The sequence below is a fragment of the Butyrivibrio sp. XBB1001 genome (assembly GCF_000424505.1).
GTDB lineage: Bacteria > Bacillota > Clostridia > Lachnospirales > Lachnospiraceae > Butyrivibrio.
The window spans coordinates 61,185-79,338 of record NZ_AUKA01000002.1 but is presented as its reverse complement, the minus strand read 5'-3'; the positions used below and the strand labels follow the sequence as shown (position 1 = coordinate 79,338).

The 18,154-nt window shown below is 42.8% G+C and carries 16 protein-coding genes; all 16 read right to left on the bottom strand.

The annotated features are described in order from the left end of the window. Positions 1-75: 75 nt before the first annotated feature. The 16 genes from G631_RS0103185 to purE all read right to left on the bottom strand — a co-directional run bounded on the left by G631_RS0103185 (position 76) and on the right by purE (position 18,025). Complete coding sequence (locus G631_RS0103185) at positions 76-747, bottom strand: hypothetical protein (RefSeq protein ID WP_026488223.1); 672 nt, start codon at positions 745-747, stop codon at positions 76-78. Positions 748-764: 17 nt separating this feature from the next. Then, entirely contained in the window at positions 765-1,277 is a 513-nt protein-coding gene (locus G631_RS0103180) for a hypothetical protein (protein ID WP_026488222.1), read from the bottom strand. Between the two features lie 16 nt (positions 1,278-1,293). Next, a complete protein-coding gene (locus tag G631_RS0103175) occupies positions 1,294-2,274 on the bottom strand; it encodes a transglutaminase domain-containing protein (protein WP_155833863.1) in 981 nt (326 codons plus the stop codon). A gap of 15 nt (positions 2,275-2,289) precedes the next feature. Continuing rightward, the gene (locus tag G631_RS0103170; protein ID WP_026488220.1) at positions 2,290-3,381 is read right to left on the bottom strand and encodes a hypothetical protein; all 1,092 of its coding nucleotides are present in this window, start codon (positions 3,379-3,381) and stop codon (positions 2,290-2,292) included. Between the two features lie 135 nt (positions 3,382-3,516). Further along, positions 3,517-5,328 carry a hypothetical protein gene (locus G631_RS0103165; protein ID WP_026488219.1) on the bottom strand — a complete coding sequence of 604 codons (1,812 nt, stop codon included), beginning with the start codon at positions 5,326-5,328 and terminating at the stop codon, positions 3,517-3,519. Positions 5,329-5,449: 121 nt separating this feature from the next. Next, positions 5,450-6,829, bottom strand: coding sequence for a DNA repair protein RadA (radA, locus tag G631_RS0103160; RefSeq protein WP_026488218.1), 1,380 nt, complete (start codon positions 6,827-6,829; stop codon positions 5,450-5,452). 66 nt (positions 6,830-6,895) lie between these two features. After that, positions 6,896-7,303, bottom strand: a complete 408-nt coding sequence (locus G631_RS0103155; protein ID WP_026488217.1) for a hypothetical protein — start codon at positions 7,301-7,303, stop codon at positions 6,896-6,898. A 102-nt stretch (positions 7,304-7,405) separates the two neighbouring features. Continuing rightward, the gene (locus G631_RS0103150; protein ID WP_026488216.1) at positions 7,406-9,988 is read right to left on the bottom strand and encodes an ATP-dependent Clp protease ATP-binding subunit; all 2,583 of its coding nucleotides are present in this window, start codon (positions 9,986-9,988) and stop codon (positions 7,406-7,408) included. 70 nt (positions 9,989-10,058) lie between these two features. Beyond that, a complete protein-coding gene (locus G631_RS0103145; protein ID WP_026488215.1) occupies positions 10,059-10,436 on the bottom strand; it encodes a GntR family transcriptional regulator in 378 nt (125 codons plus the stop codon). A 658-nt stretch (positions 10,437-11,094) separates the two neighbouring features. After that, positions 11,095-11,739 carry a hypothetical protein gene (locus G631_RS0103140; RefSeq protein WP_026488214.1) on the bottom strand — a complete coding sequence of 215 codons (645 nt, stop codon included), beginning with the start codon at positions 11,737-11,739 and terminating at the stop codon, positions 11,095-11,097. Continuing rightward, complete coding sequence (locus G631_RS0103135) at positions 11,732-12,691, bottom strand: hypothetical protein (RefSeq protein WP_026488213.1); 960 nt, start codon at positions 12,689-12,691, stop codon at positions 11,732-11,734. Before G631_RS0103135 ends, G631_RS0103140 begins: the two co-directional genes overlap by 8 nt. A 92-nt stretch (positions 12,692-12,783) precedes the next feature. After that, positions 12,784-14,286: an SH3 domain-containing protein gene (locus G631_RS0103130; RefSeq protein ID WP_026488212.1), complete on the bottom strand. Its 1,503-nt coding sequence runs from the start codon at positions 14,284-14,286 to the stop codon at positions 12,784-12,786. A 2-nt stretch (positions 14,287-14,288) separates the two neighbouring features. Further along, a complete protein-coding gene (purD, locus tag G631_RS0103125) occupies positions 14,289-15,569 on the bottom strand; it encodes a phosphoribosylamine--glycine ligase (protein WP_026488211.1) in 1,281 nt (426 codons plus the stop codon). A 98-nt stretch (positions 15,570-15,667) separates the two neighbouring features. Next, complete coding sequence (purN, locus tag G631_RS0103120; protein ID WP_026488210.1) at positions 15,668-16,309, bottom strand: phosphoribosylglycinamide formyltransferase; 642 nt, start codon at positions 16,307-16,309, stop codon at positions 15,668-15,670. A gap of 79 nt (positions 16,310-16,388) precedes the next feature. Then, the gene (purM, locus tag G631_RS0103115; RefSeq protein WP_026488209.1) at positions 16,389-17,414 is read right to left on the bottom strand and encodes a phosphoribosylformylglycinamidine cyclo-ligase; all 1,026 of its coding nucleotides are present in this window, start codon (positions 17,412-17,414) and stop codon (positions 16,389-16,391) included. 110 nt (positions 17,415-17,524) lie between these two features. After that, positions 17,525-18,025, bottom strand: a complete 501-nt coding sequence (gene purE / locus G631_RS0103110) for a 5-(carboxyamino)imidazole ribonucleotide mutase (RefSeq protein ID WP_026488208.1) — start codon at positions 18,023-18,025, stop codon at positions 17,525-17,527. Positions 18,026-18,154 lie beyond the last annotated feature (129 nt).

Here is an 18,154-nt window from a genome sequence, read left to right as displayed (position 1 = left end):
CGGCTCTCATCAGCATTAGTATCCCACTGTCTGAGTCATACTCAAGCAATTATTATGTACTTTCCAAATAGCCTTTTACCATCGCTTACTATTTTTGTGCAAGCGGTCGAGAACAGCCCATAATATCACCAGCGCAGCAATTCCTATAATTGCCAGATGCGTTGTCTTTATCCTAAAAACCTTGTCATCTCTTTCTACAAGACTTTCTCCAATATCCTGGTAAAGCACGACCCCTGGACACATAATATCTGTGCTGATGGTAAGGACATCCGCGTCAGGAGAGGCATCTTCAATAAGTTCACAGTTTCCCATATTGCTTGATAAAAAGAAATATGACCTGCCCTCACCTATAAGATACAGCGGAATATCCATCTGTACATCGACATCAGAAGAAAGCGTTACTAAAGAATTCTCTTTATCATCAGATATTGTCTTGCTTGCTTTGACATCCAAATATATTCCTTCAGTCAGCCTTCCTATCTGCTCTTCATTTTTCTCTATTGCCTCGCTATATTGAGCCAGAAGCTGCTCATCATCCACCTCATCTGACACAACAAAATAGAAGGTGAGAAGCGCATTTTCACCTTCACTTATCCTTTCAAGTTCTTTTTGAGTAAAGCAGGATGTTACAACACTCGAATAGTCACCAAAGCGAAACTCTGGTGCTGTGACTTCCATCTGACTGGAAGAATCAAGAACTATATTTACAGAACCTTCTCCATAAGAAATATTTGTCACCTGATGCATATGTAGCCCCCAGTGCTTTATTTTTCAATGCTGGTTGTGCCATCCTCATAGGTAATGACCCAGTAGCCTTTATCGCTACCGCAGTCCTCGTAATACTTCTTATCAACTACGCGCTTTTCGCATTTTTCCTGGGCCTTAGCATCTTCTTTTCCAGTGCCTGAATGTTTCTTCTGATCTGCATCATCTTTTTCTGCCTGCTGCCCGGAAACCATTTCATCCTCCAGCTCCTGAGCACTAGAATCTATAGTCCCGGAAAGAGGAACACTCTCATCAATCCCAATTTCTGTAGTATCCAGCACACTAAGTGCCTTTGAAGCCTTGCTATTTCCAAAAGTCATCTCATCTCTTCTGATCACAACAGCTTCGTTATTTTCATCAATAACAACCATCGGAATCTGGCTGTCTCCTGCAACTGCCATCTCAAGCGCATCATGATAGGATGGAACATAGTTAAAGAGAAGCAGGTTCGCCAAAAACAGTAAAAGCACCGATCCTGATATAGTTAATGAAATAAAAGCTAAACGTCTCATAAATCCTCCATGATAATTATTCAAAGCTCACTAAAAAGCTTCCCGTTTTTTCTAGCGGCCCTGCAGGGTAGCTATCATAAGTCTGCTTGTAGTAGCCCCCGCCCTTTGCATCCTGCATCTCCGGATCAAAGACATACCATCGGTTTCCAAGTCTTACCTCTGTCCAGGAGTGTAAGGTCCTGCCTCCAAGTGATGAAGTGACTGTTCCTACGCAAACTCTTGATTCATAGCCAAGGCCACTGGCCAAATAGGCAAAAGCTGCAGCATATCCATAGCAATTAGCCTTACCTGTTGAAAGAGCTTTTTCTGCATAAGCCTCAGCCCAATCGCCCGTCGGTATTTCTGTGCTGCGCTCATAAGATAAAATTTCTGTGAGATAGTCAAAGCTACTCTGAAGCTTGTCTGTTCTTCTCATATTCATAGTTGTACAATCATTTAAAAGAGCTGCAGACATAGCCATGAGACTGGTGTTTGGCACGATGATAGTGCCATCAGCGCATTTCCACTTAACAGTTCCACCATCATGTACAAAATGTGCTCCCGGAACATCAACTTCCGGTCCATATTCAAGAGCCTGGCTTTCAACCACAGAAACTATACTATCCTTTAAATCCTGCGGCACTCCGTGAAGAGCATACTCTCCAATAGAAACAACCGTATCCGGGATATAGGCCCCCGAAAGAGCCGGTGGAAAGCACAAAAGTTCTGTCATCTGCTTGTCATATAGGCATCCACTGTAGGAAGCATATATTGGATTATTTGCACTCACAGTTATCGCCTGAAGATTGATCAGGTTTCTGAAGGCATTTGCTGTGATCTCATACACATCACTTCCTATGTGGATAGTAGTGATCTTATAGTTGCTTTTGAAAGTGGAAGAGTCAATGACTTCCCCGGCATCACCAGCAAAAGCCCTGCATGTAATTGTATTGGCGCTCAAAAGAGCTACCGCCATAGCCAAAGATGTAACTCTGGCAAGCATACTTTTCATCATCATATCCCCGCAAAAAGATTAGTAGTCATTGGATACGCCCTTCATAGGGTTAGCATTTTTAGGAAGGTCCTGAGTACTAGCCTTGCCATTGTCAGCATATGGCGGCCTTGTATTCATAATCTGGGAAATTGTTGCATAAGTTACATATTTCTGTATATCCTGCTCTACGCCGCCCTGCAGAGGATGCTTGCCATAACCGGCAATTCCATAGATTGCATCTGCGTATGCCTCGTGATTATCGCAGGCAATCTGGCAGTATTGCTGCTCCCAGGTATTTGCATTCATATGTACCCATTTTAGTGGCGGAGCACCCGGATAATTCTGCTGTATCATGGCATCAAGGTAATCAAGGATAAGACCCAAGGCTCTCGTTGCACCTGCGCTAGTAAACTCATGTGCACAAAAGACTCCATAAGCTGTCCTATATACTTTGCTGTTAGTGCTCTGAACCTCTTCCCTTGTCAACTCTTTTCCCGCATTGCAGTATGCCTGGACTATTCCCGTTGCATAGGCTACCATCTGGATTTCATTTACCGGAGAAGCATTTGCATCCTTCTTATTGCTCTTCTTATTATTGTCACTGCTGTTAGCGGCCATTACCTGGTTGTAAATATTGGTCGCAAGCTGCTTGGCAACGCTCCTGGCCTCTGTCTCCTGGCGTCTATTCATACCGCCATTACCATGGAGCTGCTCCGGAATAACTACCATCCCATCTTTCTTATCCTTGGTCAGCTGATAGGAAGGAACAATGTACTCATTGCTACTGCCCCAGGAATGGGCGCCCCTTGTTATCTGCGTGTTAGCTACTCTGTTCTCTTTTAAACCATAAATCGCATAATGCTCAACCAGCTTGGCTGGATTAGCCCCATATGCAATTCGAAGATCATTGTAGTTCAGGAAATAGTAAAGCGGATTATATCCATACTTTGCCCCATAATCCACGCCATTATACACAGTAGTGCCCTTTATAAGCGTATTATAGGTATCTTCTGATAAAGAAACCGTATCATCATAGGCTCTGCAGCTTATAGGAGAGTGCAAAAGAACTGCCACTGCCAAAACAAAACAGGTGATAACCTTACAAGATCCTTTAAGAAAACTACCAGACATAATAAAGCCTCCGTCACCATATCCGTGGTGAAGCGTTCTTGTGTTCTAAGAAAGTTTTGTTTTTCCGCAACACAAAAAGTGCCAACAAGATTTCATACATTAATCTTATCGACACTTTTTCAAATTTATTTAACTCTAATTTTGTTTATTTCTTTTAATATTTATGACCATTATGATCATAACACACAGGATGATAAGGCTAAGCCTTGCTCCCGACGGAATTCCTTCATCTGAAGTTTCTGAGCTTCGCACCCCGTGGGCTCTCTGCCCATCAATGCTATCTGAGTTTCCGTCTCCACCCCTCTGTGCACCTAAAACCATCGGTTTATTATCTACAGTAGTTTTCTCCTGGTCCCTTACAAGAATGCTTGTAACTGCTGATCCAGTGCTGTTGGTTCCATTAGAATCTTCTCCTGATACAGGAACCAGCACAAGCTGGCCATTTACAAGACTGACATTATAGAACTTCTTGACACTATTACCATTTTCATCAACTATATCATAGCTTGTGATCTCATTAAGGGATGTTCCAGGACCTGTCTGGCTTCCCACAATCGTAGTTACCAATTTGTGGCCCTCTATAAGGCTTCCGGACGTTATACTGACCTTATCGTTTGTAAGAGTCTGCCCGTCATCATTCTGGACTGTACTTCCAGCAGTTACAGTAATACTGCGTTTTAAAACCTCTGTCTTGTCGCTTCCGCCCTTGGGATTCTTGCTGATTCCAGTATCTATAAGCTTGCCACTCTCATCCCAGATTCTGATATCGTCCAGTGAAATCTCTTTCCCACCGCTCAAAAATGGAATGCTATACAATCCTGGCTCTGTCACAGACAAATATGCACTGTCCACATTTACTTTATAAGATGCTCCAGCAAAAGAAAAAACGGTGCCAGAAAGGGCGCTTTCACCTTCTGTCCTAAATGACATCCGCATCCCAAGCCTGTTACCGAAAGGCCCATAGTCAAATTCCTGCAGAAGTTCTCCCGTTTCCTTATCCAGAACCTCTATGACATATCCACCAATAATATGCTCCTGCCCGTCATACTCAAAAGGTTCTGCAAAGTTCTTGGTATAGATATTAAAGCTATACTCTGAAGGAACTGTCTCTTCTACAGGTTCCTCGATTGGTTCATCTATCGGCTTCTCTCCTGGCTCTGGTTCAGCAGGTTCTTCTATCGGATTCTCTCCAGGTTCTGGTTCCGTTGGCTCATCGGGCTCAACACCATACTGCGAATAAACCCTGCTTCTGATAACTCCGTCCACATGTACCAAAACATCAGCATTTGGAGGCGTCGTTAAGCTACTCTTAATAACATACCAGACAATGTAGTGTTTAGCCGGATCAAACTCAGGCGCAACCTCTTGTATCTGTTCAAGCGTTGGCCTGGCCAAAAGGCAACTGGTCACCTCATTCTTTATAGTGCAGCCATCCTCATCCAGATTGTCCTCTTTATCTTCAAGATCCTGTCCTAATACTGTTCCAGTATATTTCACAGCATCATTGACTCTTATAGCATCAGAATATGCATCAAATAAATGCACTGACGGTTCATATGGAATCTCAGCATCTATACCACCTCGAATATAAAAACACACATCCTCTGTATATGAGTCTTGAGCGTCTTCCTCACTTTTTCCAATTTCAATTACAATTAGCTTACTCTCAGATATATCAATCTGATTCCCCTCATCAGATGCATCTGTAGTAGCCTCATCAGCATATTCTGGTTTCAGATTTCCCTCTAAAGAAATCTCTGTAGTACTCTCATCACCTAAGGCTTCAAAATCCCCCTTCTCATACACGGCCTGTTCTGATTCATCCACAGATATTAAGGTCTGGTCATAATCACTGGCAATAGCAATAACCCTACTGCTCCCCATAGCAGCTATCACAAGAAGTGATAAAAAAACTCTTACCAGCGCTATTATTTTCCTCCTCGACATCTAATTCACAACTCCCTAATCGTATTACCAAAATCTATGATCAACATACTTGAATATAATATCAAAAGAAAAATCACAGATTCAATCATATTCAAACTATTTTTTGATTTGTTTGAGATTTTTATGATACATATTTCATGGCATCGCTAACTGAAGAAACTCCAATTATCTCAATGCCTTCAAAGCTCTTTTTAAGCTTACTCTCAAGAGCCTTAGGAACGATCACAGTCTTAAACCCAAGCTTAAGAGCCTCTGAAACTCTGCTCTCAGCCATGTTAACTGATCTGACCTCTCCAGATAGGCCGACTTCTCCAAAAGCCACCACATCATCGCTTATTGGCCTGTTCTTGAAGCTAGAGATGATTGCAAGGCAGATTCCAAGGTCAAGTGAAGGCTCTGCCACTTTCATGCCACCAGCAAGGTTCACATAGGCGTCAAAATCCCCAAGCTGAAGACCTATTCTCTTTTCCAGCACAGCCATAAGGAGATTAACCCTGTTATAATCTGTGCCGTTAGCCTGTCTCCTTGGAAAGCCAAAATTAGTGTGCGATACAAGGGCCTGAACCTCTATAAGAATAGGTCTTGTTCCCTCTACAGAGCAGGTAACTATTGATCCACTTGCCCCCTCTGGTCTTCCATCTAACATAAACTCAGAAGGATTAGTCACCTCCACAAGCCCCTTTTCCAGCATCTCGAAAACTCCAATCTCGTTAGTGGAGCCAAAACGATTCTTGACCGCTCTCAAGATTCTGTAGGAAGCATGCCTGTCGCCTTCAAAATAAAGAACCGTATCAACCATATGCTCTAAGACTCTTGGGCCTGCTACCTGCCCTTCCTTGGTCACATGACCCACTATGAAGATAGAAACATTCATGCTCTTGGCAATGCGCAAAAGAACTGACGTGGACTCTCTAACCTGTGACACGCTGCCAGGTGCTGATGAAACAGCCTCACTGTACATGGTCTGGATAGAATCGATTATAACAACCTCAGGCTTAGTGCGGGTTATAGCCTCCTCTACATTCGAAAGATTGGTCTCGCACATGAACTTAAGACTTTCAGAAAAATCCCCTATTCTATTGGCGCGAAGCTTGATCTGCCTAAGAGACTCCTCTCCTGATATATATAGAATGTCCTTTTTGTCACCGGAAAGATTGCCTGCCACCTGCAAAAGAAGTGTAGACTTACCAATACCCGGATCTCCGCCAACCAGAATAAGAGACCCTCTTACAAGGCCTCCTCCCAGTACTCTGTTAAGTTCACCAATATGAGTATCCGCCCTGTCTTCATCCTTCATGACTATCTGGGACAAAGAAACAGGTGCTGTGTATTCTCCAGAAACTACAGATGCTGATTTGTTAGCCACAGCCTTAGCCGCAGGCTTAACTGTTTCCTCAACAAAGGTATTCCACTCTTTACATCCTGGGCACTGCCCCATCCATTTGGATGATTCATAGCCACAGCTCTGGCAAAAGAAAACTGTCTTTATCTTAGTTGCCATTTTCCCTCCAATAAACTAAAAAAGGGCTTTCCGCATCAAGCGGAAAGCCCTAAACTTACTTAATTCTTATTTCTCAACTCTTACCTGAGCCTTTCCTCCAGAAAGCTCAACGCTGAGATTAAGCTTCCCCCCAAGGTTTGTGCTCATCTTACCGATACTTGTATTATTTACAAATACGCTGTACTCTGTGTTTTCTAGAAGTCCAAGTGTGATCTGGGCATCACTGTCGCCCTCTACACTAAACTCTACTCCCTTATCTGTTTCCTTAAATCCAAGAACCGCTGTTCCCGGAACAGATTCATAAACGAAATTCTCGTTGCTCTCAAGCTTTGTGATGTCCTTGAAAGTCTTGACCTTGAGCAAATCCCCGTTGTGCTCAAAATTCTCAACCTTCTGTTTCTCTGGAAGCTTGTAATTACCAAAGCTAATGCTTCCATCCTTCTCAGCTCGAAGAAGCTCCTCTACGACAGCCATAAATTACCTCCTAAGTGAAATCTGACTACTTCGAAAATATGTTGTCTGCATTTCTGCACCTTCATTATAAAGCATAAGGCCCATATATAAAATTAAATCTTTTTAAACTTTTTTAGTCTTTTTTGTGGCCTTTGCACCAGCTTTTTTAGTGGGCTTTTTAGTAGTTATAGCAGCCTTACTCTTCACCTTGCGAGTAGTCTTTGTAGTCTTTACGTTGGCTTTTTTGACAGAGGTTCTGCCTTCTCCTGTTGTAAAAACAATCTTCTCGTCCTTGAGTGATACTGTAACATCGCTGTTAGCCTTGATATTGCCCCTAAGAAGCTCTTCTGCCATAGCATCCTCGATAGTAGACTGGATAGCCCTCTTAAGAGGTCTTGCGCCCATCTTGGCATCTGAATGCTTGGTCACAAGGAACTTCTTGACTGCTGGAGTAATTGTAAGATTGATACCCATCTGAGTCTTACATCTCTTGGCAAGATTCTGAGACAGAAGTGTAACAATATCCATCATCTCTTTTTCTGTGAGAGTATGGAATACCATGATCTCATCTATACGGTTGATGAACTCAGGTTTAAAGAGCTTTTTAACCTCTTCCATTACTCCTGACTTCATGTCCTCGTAATCCTTCTTGGCATCCTGACCTGCGCCAAATCCAAGTTTCTTAGGGTCTACAATCTTCTGAGCTCCAACATTTGAAGTCATGATAAGGATAGTATTCTTGAAGCTGACCTTTCTGCCCTTGGAGTCTGTGATATGGCCATCATCCAGCACCTGCAACAGTACGTTAAAGATATCAGGATGAGCTTTCTCAATCTCATCAAAAAGAATTACTGAGTAAGGATGTCTTCTGACTTTCTCAGAAAGCTGTCCGCCATCGTCAAAACCAACATATCCTGGAGGTGATCCGATCATCTTGGAAACGGAGTGACCTTCCATATATTCTGACATATCAACTCTTATAAGAGCGTTCTCATCTCCGAACATTGCCTCTGCAAGAGCCTTGGAAAGCTCTGTCTTACCTACACCAGTAGGTCCCAAAAACAGGAAGGAACCAATAGGTCTGTTAGGATCCTGAAGTCCAACTCGTCCTCTTCTGATAGCCTTGGATACGGCCTTTACAGCATCTTCCTGTCCAATAACTCTCTTGTGAAGCACTGATTCAAGTTTAAGGAGCTTTTCAGTCTCCTTCTCAGCTATCTTCTTGACAGGGATTCTGGTCCATTCAGCCACTACTTCTGCAATGTCATTCTCATTAACTATAAAGCCCTGGCTCTGCTCCTTCTTTTTCTCAGTATTTTTGGCTCTGCCCAGCTTACTAAGGAGTGAATTCTGTTCCTTGTTAAGCTGTCCTGCCTTGTCAAAATCGCTGTTCTTAAGAGCATCCTCAATCTCAATATCGAGATTTCTGATCTTATCCTCTATCTCTTTAACCTTGGGTGATACACCCATAGTGCGAAGTCTTACTGCACTTGCTGCCTCGTCGATTAGGTCAATTGCCTTATCTGGAAGGTTTCTGTCATTGATATATCTCTCAGAAAGATCTACAGCAGCCTTGATGGCTTCCGGAGTAATTGTAACCTTGTGGTGCTCCTCATATTTGCCAACTATTCCCTTAAGAATCTCTGTAGCCTCTTCCTTGGTAGGTTCATCTACATTTACAGGCTGGAATCTACGCTCAAGTGCTGCATCCTTCTCAACATATTTGCGATACTCAGTGATGGTTGTGGCACCAATCATCTGAATCTCGCCTCTTGCAAGAGAAGGTTTAAGGATGTTGGAAGCATCAATAGCACCCTCAGCGCCACCGGCACCAATAAGGGTATGCATCTCATCTACAAAAAGAATGATATTGCCATCCTCAGATACTTCCTTGATGACCTTCTTGATTCTCTCCTCAAATTCTCCACGGTACTTGGAACCAGCAATCATTCCAGACAGGTCAAGAGTTACAAGTCTCTTATTCTGAACAGTAAGAGGCACATCGCCTGCAGCAATTCTCTGGGCAAGTCCCTCAACTACTGCGGTCTTACCTACACCGGGCTCACCGATAAGGCAAGGGTTATTCTTGGTTCGTCTTGAGAGGATCTGGATAACACGCTTGATCTCACGCTCTCTTCCAATTACAGGGTCAAGTTTATTCTCAAGAGCAAGAGCTGTCATATCACGGCTGTACTGAGCCAGGATAGATGCCTTCTTGCCAGCCTTGGGAGCTGCCTTCCTGCCAAGGTCCTCTTTCACCAGATTGGGGTCTTCTCCCATTGCAGCAAGAGTCTCTGCATAAATCTTCTGAGCAGGAACGTTAAGAGTGCTGATAAGTCTGACAGCTACGTTCTCTCCTTCCTTGATAAGAGCAAGGAGAATATGCTCTGTTCCTGTCTTGTCAGCGTGAAAACGCTCTGCCATTCTGTGGGCCTCCTCAAGAACCTTCTCAGCTCTTGGAGAAAAGCCATCTTTATCAAGGGTACGAACGCTGCTGTCTGGAACGATAAGGTCTCTTATCATATCCATCATCCTGTTCTCATCGATTCCATTGTCAATAAGAATCCTGGATGCAACACTGCCATCCTCAAGGATAAGTCCCATCAGGATGTGCTCAGTACCCACGTAGTTAAGTTTAAGGCTTCTGGCTGTGCGCTTCGCAAGTTTAAGGGCGTCAGCCGCCATAACGGTAAACTGTGAATCCATTTAATATTTCCTTTCTATAAATCTGCTCGGCAGTTATAGCACATGTCAAATTGCGCTATCTATCTGCCACTCATGAGTTACGCTCATAGTTATCGTAGAGCTTGTCCACCAGTCCATGAATGTCCTCCCTGCCAATTCCCTTGCAGATTGCTCTTGCAAGTACAACTGCCAGCTCTGACTGGGCTTCCTGAAGTGCCTGAAGTTTGTTGATATCAATGGCTATGATAGCTCCTCGCCTTCTGTCTATCTTGACAAAGCCGTCCTGCTGCAAGATAGAGTAGGCCTTGTTGACAGTGTGCATATTGATACCAATTGTCTCCGCAAGCTGCCTTACGCTAGGAAGCTGCTCACCCTCACGAAACTGAGACGTGGCAATACCCAATATGATCTGGTTACATAGCTGAACATAGATAGCTTCATCACTATTAAAATCTATTTCTATGATCATAAAGCGCCTCCTTTTCTGTGATAACTTTAGTATAACAGATGCTACAGATATTTCAAGGTGGTGGAATTGAGTAGCATCAACCACGTTCATAAGGCACAAAACGTTAATATTGACACATTCGAGAAAGAGCTATTCGCAAAAAGAAATAATTACACTAAAATAGGCTATCCTAGCATAATGCATAGGGTAGCCTTTGTTTTGTATGTTTGGAGCATTTTCGTGGTTTACTGATGAAGTAAGGTCAGTTCCATTTATCGTGCAAGTCATATTCAGACAATTTCAAACAAATCGTCAATCGTGAGCACTTCTGAGACTTGTTCCATATGCGCCGTGCCAGAAGTACCTTGTGCGGAAATAAGTATTATCTTTACAGCGTTTTTTGTTCCAGTTATTTCCTTGAAAATATCACAAAAGACCAATTATCTGCAATTTTTTTGAGATATTTGGTCTTTTGTTATGTTTTTAGGTGCGGTAAGACCAATTATCTACATTTTTTTGCAGATAGCCGTTTTATGAGTTGGGATTTATAGATATTGAGAAAATCTTTACATATCAATACGCTCTATCAAAGGGAAATGCTTGCTTTGTGATGCCTTAGCATCATAATAATTTAATGTAAAATTGTGTATCTGTTTGCGCTATCTAACGGTTTTGTCGCTCATGTTGATTCTTCTGAATCTTTTTCGTCTTCAAAGGAAGTAGGATCTATCTTTTCTGCGTAGTTTTTGGGGTTGGCACTTACACTCAGCATTAAGATAGGACGAAACGCAAAGGCAGCGAAAAAAATCAGCGTGCCGATAGCATTATCTAAAATAGCATCGATTACATCAGATCTGCCCTGGTCTACCACATTGAAAAAAATAAAAAATTCCACAACGATATTTGCGCATATCCACAGAATCTTCATTGTCTTTTCGTAGTAATCTGAAATTATAAAAGTAAATGCTACTCCTTCCAATAGTATTTCCGTAATATACATAATTGAAAAGGCATAGTAAATAAGATTTTCTGCTTCAAATGCTGATGAATTATAGTTGTTAAGTGTTATAAGGTTCAAAGCAAAATCCAGTGAAAAAGCTGCAAACAGAAGTTTAAACATTACTAGTGCTTTTGATAGTCTATACTCACTGCATAGTTCTTTTACATTGCGTACTGCCAAATAGGCTAACGGTATCTTGATAAAGGTCAATAAATACAAAAGATAATTTAGAATTCCGTTTTTATATGGGATACATACTTCAGCTATTGATACCAGAATAATTCCAATAGAATACATCAATAGTCCTTTACTCTTTTTACTCATGGCCATTCTCCAATTCATTTCCCTGTAAATCGAATATCTGATAATAGTCATACCGATAGGCTGTAATAGTTTCCTTGTCGTCATCTATTACGATTGAAGTATAATTGTCAGGAGCAACAACTATATTTCCATTTACATCAATAACCGCAAGACCATTCATAACCGGAAAGCCATCTTCACCTATGACATAAATCTTTGCTACAGCAAGGTTAGAAGTATGAAACTGCTGCGGTAAATGTCCCATTCTGTCGGTATACTCATCCTGGCAATAAAAATCAAAAGCCTTCTTTCCCTCTGTATTTATATACACGAAAAAGCCTGGTGAGACAGGAAAATAGGCCAGTCCTGATTCATTAAAATCACCCATTATGGACATATGCAAGCTACTATTTCTAATGCCATCGCTTGACTTAAGGAATTTTCGCCTCACCCATCTATGGTTAATTGCATAGAAAGTATCAATGGCATGTTTTCTGGGATTGCCATCGTAGTTATCAAATCTTTCATCCTCAAAAAACAGTTCCACTGTTATCTGCTGCTTACCTGCTTCATCCACAAAATGTCCCCTGTAGTCCCAGGCAAGTCCATCCTTACCAAAGATCAGCTTATCTGTATACACATCATCTGAAACGAACCCTGTATTCAAATTAACGAAGCCATAATATTTTTTGTGAAAAAGAGTTCCTTCAGGCCACCTGTTAGAGTTTGAATAAAGGACTATATAATCAGGATTGTAGTACTTATCATAAATCCAATTATCACGATCCCAATCTTCTTCTCTGTCATCATAGAAGTGCTCTATCTGTCCAACCTTTGTGCTACCAACTACATTTCCGTCAGCATCTGTAATAATGACTTTTCCTAGCTTTTTGGTGAACATAAAAGCTATGGCACACACGGCAATAACACCTGCAGCCAATAATATCTTTTTAGTTTTGTCTTTGTGAATCATATGAAAATCCCCAATCTTAGAAAAAAGAAGGAAGACAATCAGTATGTCTTCCTTCGATTATGTGTTTTTATTACGCAGAACTGCGCAAGTTTTTAATCATCAAGATCAAGGAATTCGAACTCGAAGTCGTCATCATCCCCTACGAAGTTGCGGGCGCGGCGCTTTGGTGCCTCTTCCTTTGTCTCAGCTGCGCGGCGCTCCTCTGTGGATCTGCGAACTGGCCTGTCATCTTCCTGGGCTGGACGTCTTGATGGACGCTCAGCATCGCGATCATCTGCCACTCTCTTTGATGGGCGGTCATAATCACGCTCCGCATTTCTCTCAGGTCTTCTTACAGGACGCTCATCAGCCTCTCCCTGAGGTCTTCTGGTAGGTCTTACTGTTCTCTCCTCAGCCTCTCTCTCAGGTCTTCTTGATGCTCTCTCTGGCTCTTCATTTCTGCCTCTAGGACGTCTGTCCTCATCAGAACCTCTGTCAGCTCTTCTAAGAGGTCTCTCCTCTTCATTTCTAGATGGACGCTTGCGGTTTGTGCTATAGCGGTCGTACTCTTCCTCTTCTTCCTCATCCTCGTAGTAAACTGAATCTCTAAGTCTGATGATAAGGAATACGATAACTGCTACAAGAATTGCTGCAAGAACTCCCAGGAAAATAGCTATTTTCTTGTAGTTATCACTCTGCTTGCGAAGATTGTTGACTGCATCTGCGCTCTGGGCTGCAGCGATAAGATCATCAACCTTTACTCTGTATCCGCCCTGTCCGCCTTCATCATATGCGTACAGATACCAGATACCTGAACCATCTTCCTCTGCTGAATAAACAAGAGAATACTTGCCATCTCCCTGAGTCTGGCTGGTAGTTGTAGCAGGCTGACTCTCACTCTGCTCCTGAGAAGCCTCTCCCTCTGCAGGAGTTTCTGCATTCTCAGCACCGGCATTATCGCCGCCTTCTGTATTCTCAGTAGTTTCTGTGTTCTCAGCAGGTGCTCCCTCAGAAATAGCTACAAGATCATTTCTGACAAAGCCTGTCTTGCCATCACCAAAAGTTATCTGATACCAGGTCTTGCCATCTGTTCCAGATGCCTCGCCTGTAATTGTAACTGTCTGTCCCTTTGTTACCTTGCCTACTGAATCATAGGCTGTACCTGCGCCCTTGCGGACGTTAACGCTCTCAGATGTTACTGTAGCGCTCTTCTGCTCAGTTGCTGTAACCTGTGTCTCAGGAAGTGAAGCAGTTGAAGTTGTTGTGCTGGTGCTGGTACTTGTAGTTGTAGTATTAGAAGAACTGCTTGATCCGCCTGACTTGGAAACCAGGTCGCTTCTAACATATCCATATTCGCTCTTGTTGACGAAAATCTTATACCATACGTAACCTGAAGCATCTGTTGCCTCATCTACGATATCTACAACATCTCCGTTCTTGAGAGAAGAAACCTGCTTGGCAGTTGTGCTGGCAGATTCTCTAACCTTGACATTGTCGGATACAACCTTACCTGATGTAGTATAAGCCATGGATGTAACAGGTGTAGCAACAAATAAAGATAATGCAACGCCTGCAGCAAGCATAATGCCTGCTACTCTCTTTCCCAACTTATTCATATTCATACCTCCTTCGCGTCATCGATAGCCTTTCCTATATCATGACGCATGTACTTATTCTCGAAGCTGACCCACTCAGTCGCTTCGTACGCCTTGGCTCTGGCCTCGGCCAGCGTATCGCCCTTGGCAGTGATACCAAGAACTCGTCCGCCATTTGTCACTATTCCCTCTGGTGTGCTCTTAGTGCCTGCGTGGAAGCAATAGTAACCGTCCTTGCCCTTGAAGTTATCAAGGCCAGTGATGAGCTTGCCCTTCTCATAGCTTACAGGATAACCATCACTTGCGAGAACAACACAAACCGCTGCCTTGTCCTCAAATTCAATGTCGATGCTATCAAGTCTGCCATCAATGCATGCATTCATCACATCAATTATATCAGTTTTGAGTCTAGGAAGCACTACCTGAGCTTCAGGGTCTCCAAATCTTGCATTATACTCCAAAACCTTAGGTCCGTCAGGAGTCAGCATAAGTCCAAAGAAAATAACTCCCTTAAACTCTCTACCCTCTGCAGCCATAGCCTCTACAGTCTTGCCATAGATATGTTCTCTGCAGAATTTATCAACTTCCTCTGTGTAGAAAGGACTTGGTGAGAGATTACCCATGCCACCAGTGTTAAGTCCTGTATCCCCATCTCCTGCTCTCTTGTGGTCCTGGGCTGATGACATAAGCCTGTAGGTCTTACCATCTACAAAAGATAAAACAGAAACTTCTCTGCCTGTCATGAATTCTTCGATAACCATGTGATTACCAGCATCACCAAACTTCTTATCCTCCATGATCTCGCGAACGCCAGCCTTGGCCTCCTCAAGATTCTGGCAGATTAGAACGCCCTTACCAAGAGCAAGTCCGTCAGCCTTTAGTACTATAGGAAACTTGGCTGTTTCAAGGTATTCAAGAGCCTTGGCAGGATCATCAAAAGTCTCATAAGCAGCCGTAGGAATACCATATTTTTTCATAAGATCCTTGGAAAAAGCCTTACTGCCCTCAAGAATAGCTGCATTCTTGCGTGGTCCGAAAACTCTAAGACCTGCTGCCTCAAAGGCATCAACGATACCGCCTACAAGCGGATCATCCATACCAATTATTGTCAGATCTATCTCTTTTTCCTTGGCAAAAGAGACAAGCTTGTCAAATTCCATTGGTGTGATAGGAACACACTCGCAAAGCTCAGCAATTCCGCCGTTTCCTGGAGCACAATAAATCTTATCTACCTGCTTACTTCTGGATACAGCCTCAGCAATTGCATGCTCACGGCCGCCTCCGCCAACTATCAAAACTTTCATACGCTCTTCCCTTCTGCACTTTCTGTATCGTAACGCTTAAACTATCACTTCACTATATTCAATCAGTCTATGTATGTACTCATCCTGCGTGGAACCTATTATAATTCCAGTGATTCATACCCCTTTATCATTACCTTGCCACCTTCGACGCTCACTCTGTCGTTGGCAATAAGGTCAATGGCCATAGGAAGTATCTTCCACTCAGCCTGCTCCATTATCCTCTTCTGAAGGGCCTCAGGAGTATCCCCTGGCTGTATCATCACTGGTTTCTGCAAGATAATTGGGCCTGTATCTGTTCCTTCATCCACAAAATGAACTGTGGCGCCGGAAACACGAACGCCTCTCTCCAAGGCCTTTTCATGAACCTTGAGTCCGTAAAAACCTGTTCCGCAAAATGCCGGAATAAGTGATGGGTGAATATTGATGATCCTATTAGAAAACTCCCTGACTACAATATCTGGAATCACCACAAGACATCCCGCCAGTACTACAAGGTCAGGAGAAGCATCCTTAAGAATCTGCAAAAGAGTTTCATTGAACTCTTCTCTATTTGCAAACTCCTTAGGACTTTTTACAGCTGTAGGTATTCCTGCCTTCCTTGCTCTTTCTATGGCATAGGCCTTGGGATTATTACTATAAACCAGGCATATTTCAGTATTTGTTATCTTGCCTTGATCAATAGCATCTATTATCGCCTGTAAATTAGTGCCGCCTCCGGACACAAGTACTGCAATTTTCATTTGCTCATGTTCCTTATAAAAATATGATTTCTTCACTAGTCCAATACGATTTTAGAATTTCTGAGGAATTTCAATAATCTTATACCAGCTCTACACCCTTTTCTCCTGCGGCGCACTTACCAACAACCCATGCCTTGTCGCCAGAAGCCTTGATAGCCTCAAGAGTCTTGTCAACATCAGCTGGATCAACAGCAAGGACCATACCAAGTCCCATGTTGTAGGTGTTGTACATCATATGCTCCTCAATCTGGCCCTTCTTTTGCATAAGAGTAAAGATTGGAGGAATGTCATAGCTGTTTTTCTCAACAACAGCCTTGATTCCATCAGGAAGCATTCTGGGAATATTCTCATAGAAACCACCGCCAGTGATATGGCTGCAGCCTTTAACCTTAACTCCGGCATTCTTGATGGATTTCATCATCTTTACATAGATTCTTGTAGGTGTTAAAAGAGCTTCTCCCAGCGTTGTGCCAAGCTCATCATAATATGTTTCAAGGCTCTCTTTTGTCATGTCAAAGACCTTACGAACAAGAGAAAATCCATTACTGTGAACGCCTGTTGAAGCCACGCCAATAAGGACGTCTCCATCCTTGATGTTGCTGCCATCGATCATATCCTTACGATCAACTACGCCAACTGCAAATCCAGCTACATCGTACTCATCCTCAGGCATAAGTCCTGGGTGCTCAGCAGTTTCTCCACCGATAAGTGCTGCATCAGACTGCTTGCAGCCCTCAGCGACTCCCTTAACGATTGCTGCAATCTTCTCAGGAATATTTTTGCCACAGGCAATATAATCAAGGAAAAATAATGGTTCGCCACCAGCACAGGCAACATCGTTAACACACATTGCAACTGCATCAATTCCGATAGTGTCATGCTTGTCAAGAAGGAACGCCAGCTTAATCTTGGTTCCAACTCCATCTGTACCAGATAAAAGAACCGGATCTTCCATTTCCTTTATCTTGCTAAGAGAAAAAGCTCCGGAGAATCCGCCAAGTCCGCCCAAAACCTCTGGTCTCATGGTACCCTTAACGTACTCCTTCATAAGCTCAACAGACTTGTAGCCTGCCTCAATGTCAACGCCTGCCTTCTTGTAATCCAGTGCCATAATTACTCCTCATTTCTTTATATATAAATTTTTATGATGAACCTAATGATATGCTGATAAGTGAATTGCTACATAACTATGTTATTATCGCCAATCACAAACAATCAATAATTCTTATAACCAACTTCCTGAAGATGCTTATCTTTTTCTACGACAGTGTCCTTCAGGGACTTGGTATACTCTTTTAACTTCTGTAACAATGCAGCATCACTTGTTGCCAAAATCTTGGCAGCCAGGATACCAGCATTGGCTCCGCCATTTATTGCTACTGTTGCCACAGGAATACCTGTAGGCATCTGAACTATACTGTAAAGGGAATCTCGTCCACCAAGAGAGGTGGTGTGCATAGGAATGCCAATAACTGGCATAGGGAAAATTGCGGCGCACATTCCTGGCAGATGAGCTGCCATTCCTGCTCCTGCAATGATGACCTTGAAGCCTTTATCTTCTGCGGTCCTTGCGTACTCAAAAAATTCATCCGGTTCTCTATGGGCAGAAATAATCCTCATCTCGTAAGAAATGCCCAGTTCATCAAGAATGCCTGCCGCCTTGGCCATAACAGGCATATCAGAATCACTCCCCATCACAATTCCAACTTGTGCCATATTGCTCCTCCAAAATATCATTTTATCTTGTAGAACTAAATCTTTTGTATCATACCATACAGCAAAATATAGTTCTATATCATTTTCTTATTTTTTTAACTGAAACAGGCGGTAAGTTTCCAAAGTCAC

What these genes read in the sequence shown, in the direction of transcription:
- G631_RS0103185 (WP_026488223.1), bottom strand. Translation starts at nt 747, where the DNA reads ATGCATCAGGTGACAAATATTTCTTATGGAGAAGGTTCTGTAAATATA.
- G631_RS0103180 (WP_026488222.1), bottom strand. Translation starts at nt 1,277, where the DNA reads ATGAGACGTTTAGCTTTTATTTCATTAACTATATCAGGATCGGTGCTT.
- G631_RS0103175 (WP_155833863.1), bottom strand. Translation starts at nt 2,274, where the DNA reads ATGATGATGAAAAGTATGCTTGCCAGAGTTACATCTTTGGCTATGGCG.
- G631_RS0103170 (WP_026488220.1), bottom strand. Translation starts at nt 3,381, where the DNA reads ATGTCTGGTAGTTTTCTTAAAGGATCTTGTAAGGTTATCACCTGTTTT.
- G631_RS0103165 (WP_026488219.1), bottom strand. Translation starts at nt 5,328, where the DNA reads ATGTCGAGGAGGAAAATAATAGCGCTGGTAAGAGTTTTTTTATCACTT.
- radA (WP_026488218.1), bottom strand. Translation starts at nt 6,829, where the DNA reads ATGGCAACTAAGATAAAGACAGTTTTCTTTTGCCAGAGCTGTGGCTAT.
- G631_RS0103155 (WP_026488217.1), bottom strand. Translation starts at nt 7,303, where the DNA reads ATGGCTGTCGTAGAGGAGCTTCTTCGAGCTGAGAAGGATGGAAGCATT.
- G631_RS0103150 (WP_026488216.1), bottom strand. Translation starts at nt 9,988, where the DNA reads ATGGATTCACAGTTTACCGTTATGGCGGCTGACGCCCTTAAACTTGCG.
- G631_RS0103145 (WP_026488215.1), bottom strand. Translation starts at nt 10,436, where the DNA reads ATGATCATAGAAATAGATTTTAATAGTGATGAAGCTATCTATGTTCAG.
- G631_RS0103140 (WP_026488214.1), bottom strand. Translation starts at nt 11,739, where the DNA reads ATGAGTAAAAAGAGTAAAGGACTATTGATGTATTCTATTGGAATTATT.
- G631_RS0103135 (WP_026488213.1), bottom strand. Translation starts at nt 12,691, where the DNA reads ATGATTCACAAAGACAAAACTAAAAAGATATTATTGGCTGCAGGTGTT.
- G631_RS0103130 (WP_026488212.1), bottom strand. Translation starts at nt 14,286, where the DNA reads ATGAATAAGTTGGGAAAGAGAGTAGCAGGCATTATGCTTGCTGCAGGC.
- purD (WP_026488211.1), bottom strand. Translation starts at nt 15,569, where the DNA reads ATGAAAGTTTTGATAGTTGGCGGAGGCGGCCGTGAGCATGCAATTGCT.
- purN (WP_026488210.1), bottom strand. Translation starts at nt 16,309, where the DNA reads ATGAAAATTGCAGTACTTGTGTCCGGAGGCGGCACTAATTTACAGGCG.
- purE (WP_026488208.1), bottom strand. Translation starts at nt 18,025, where the DNA reads ATGGCACAAGTTGGAATTGTGATGGGGAGTGATTCTGATATGCCTGTT.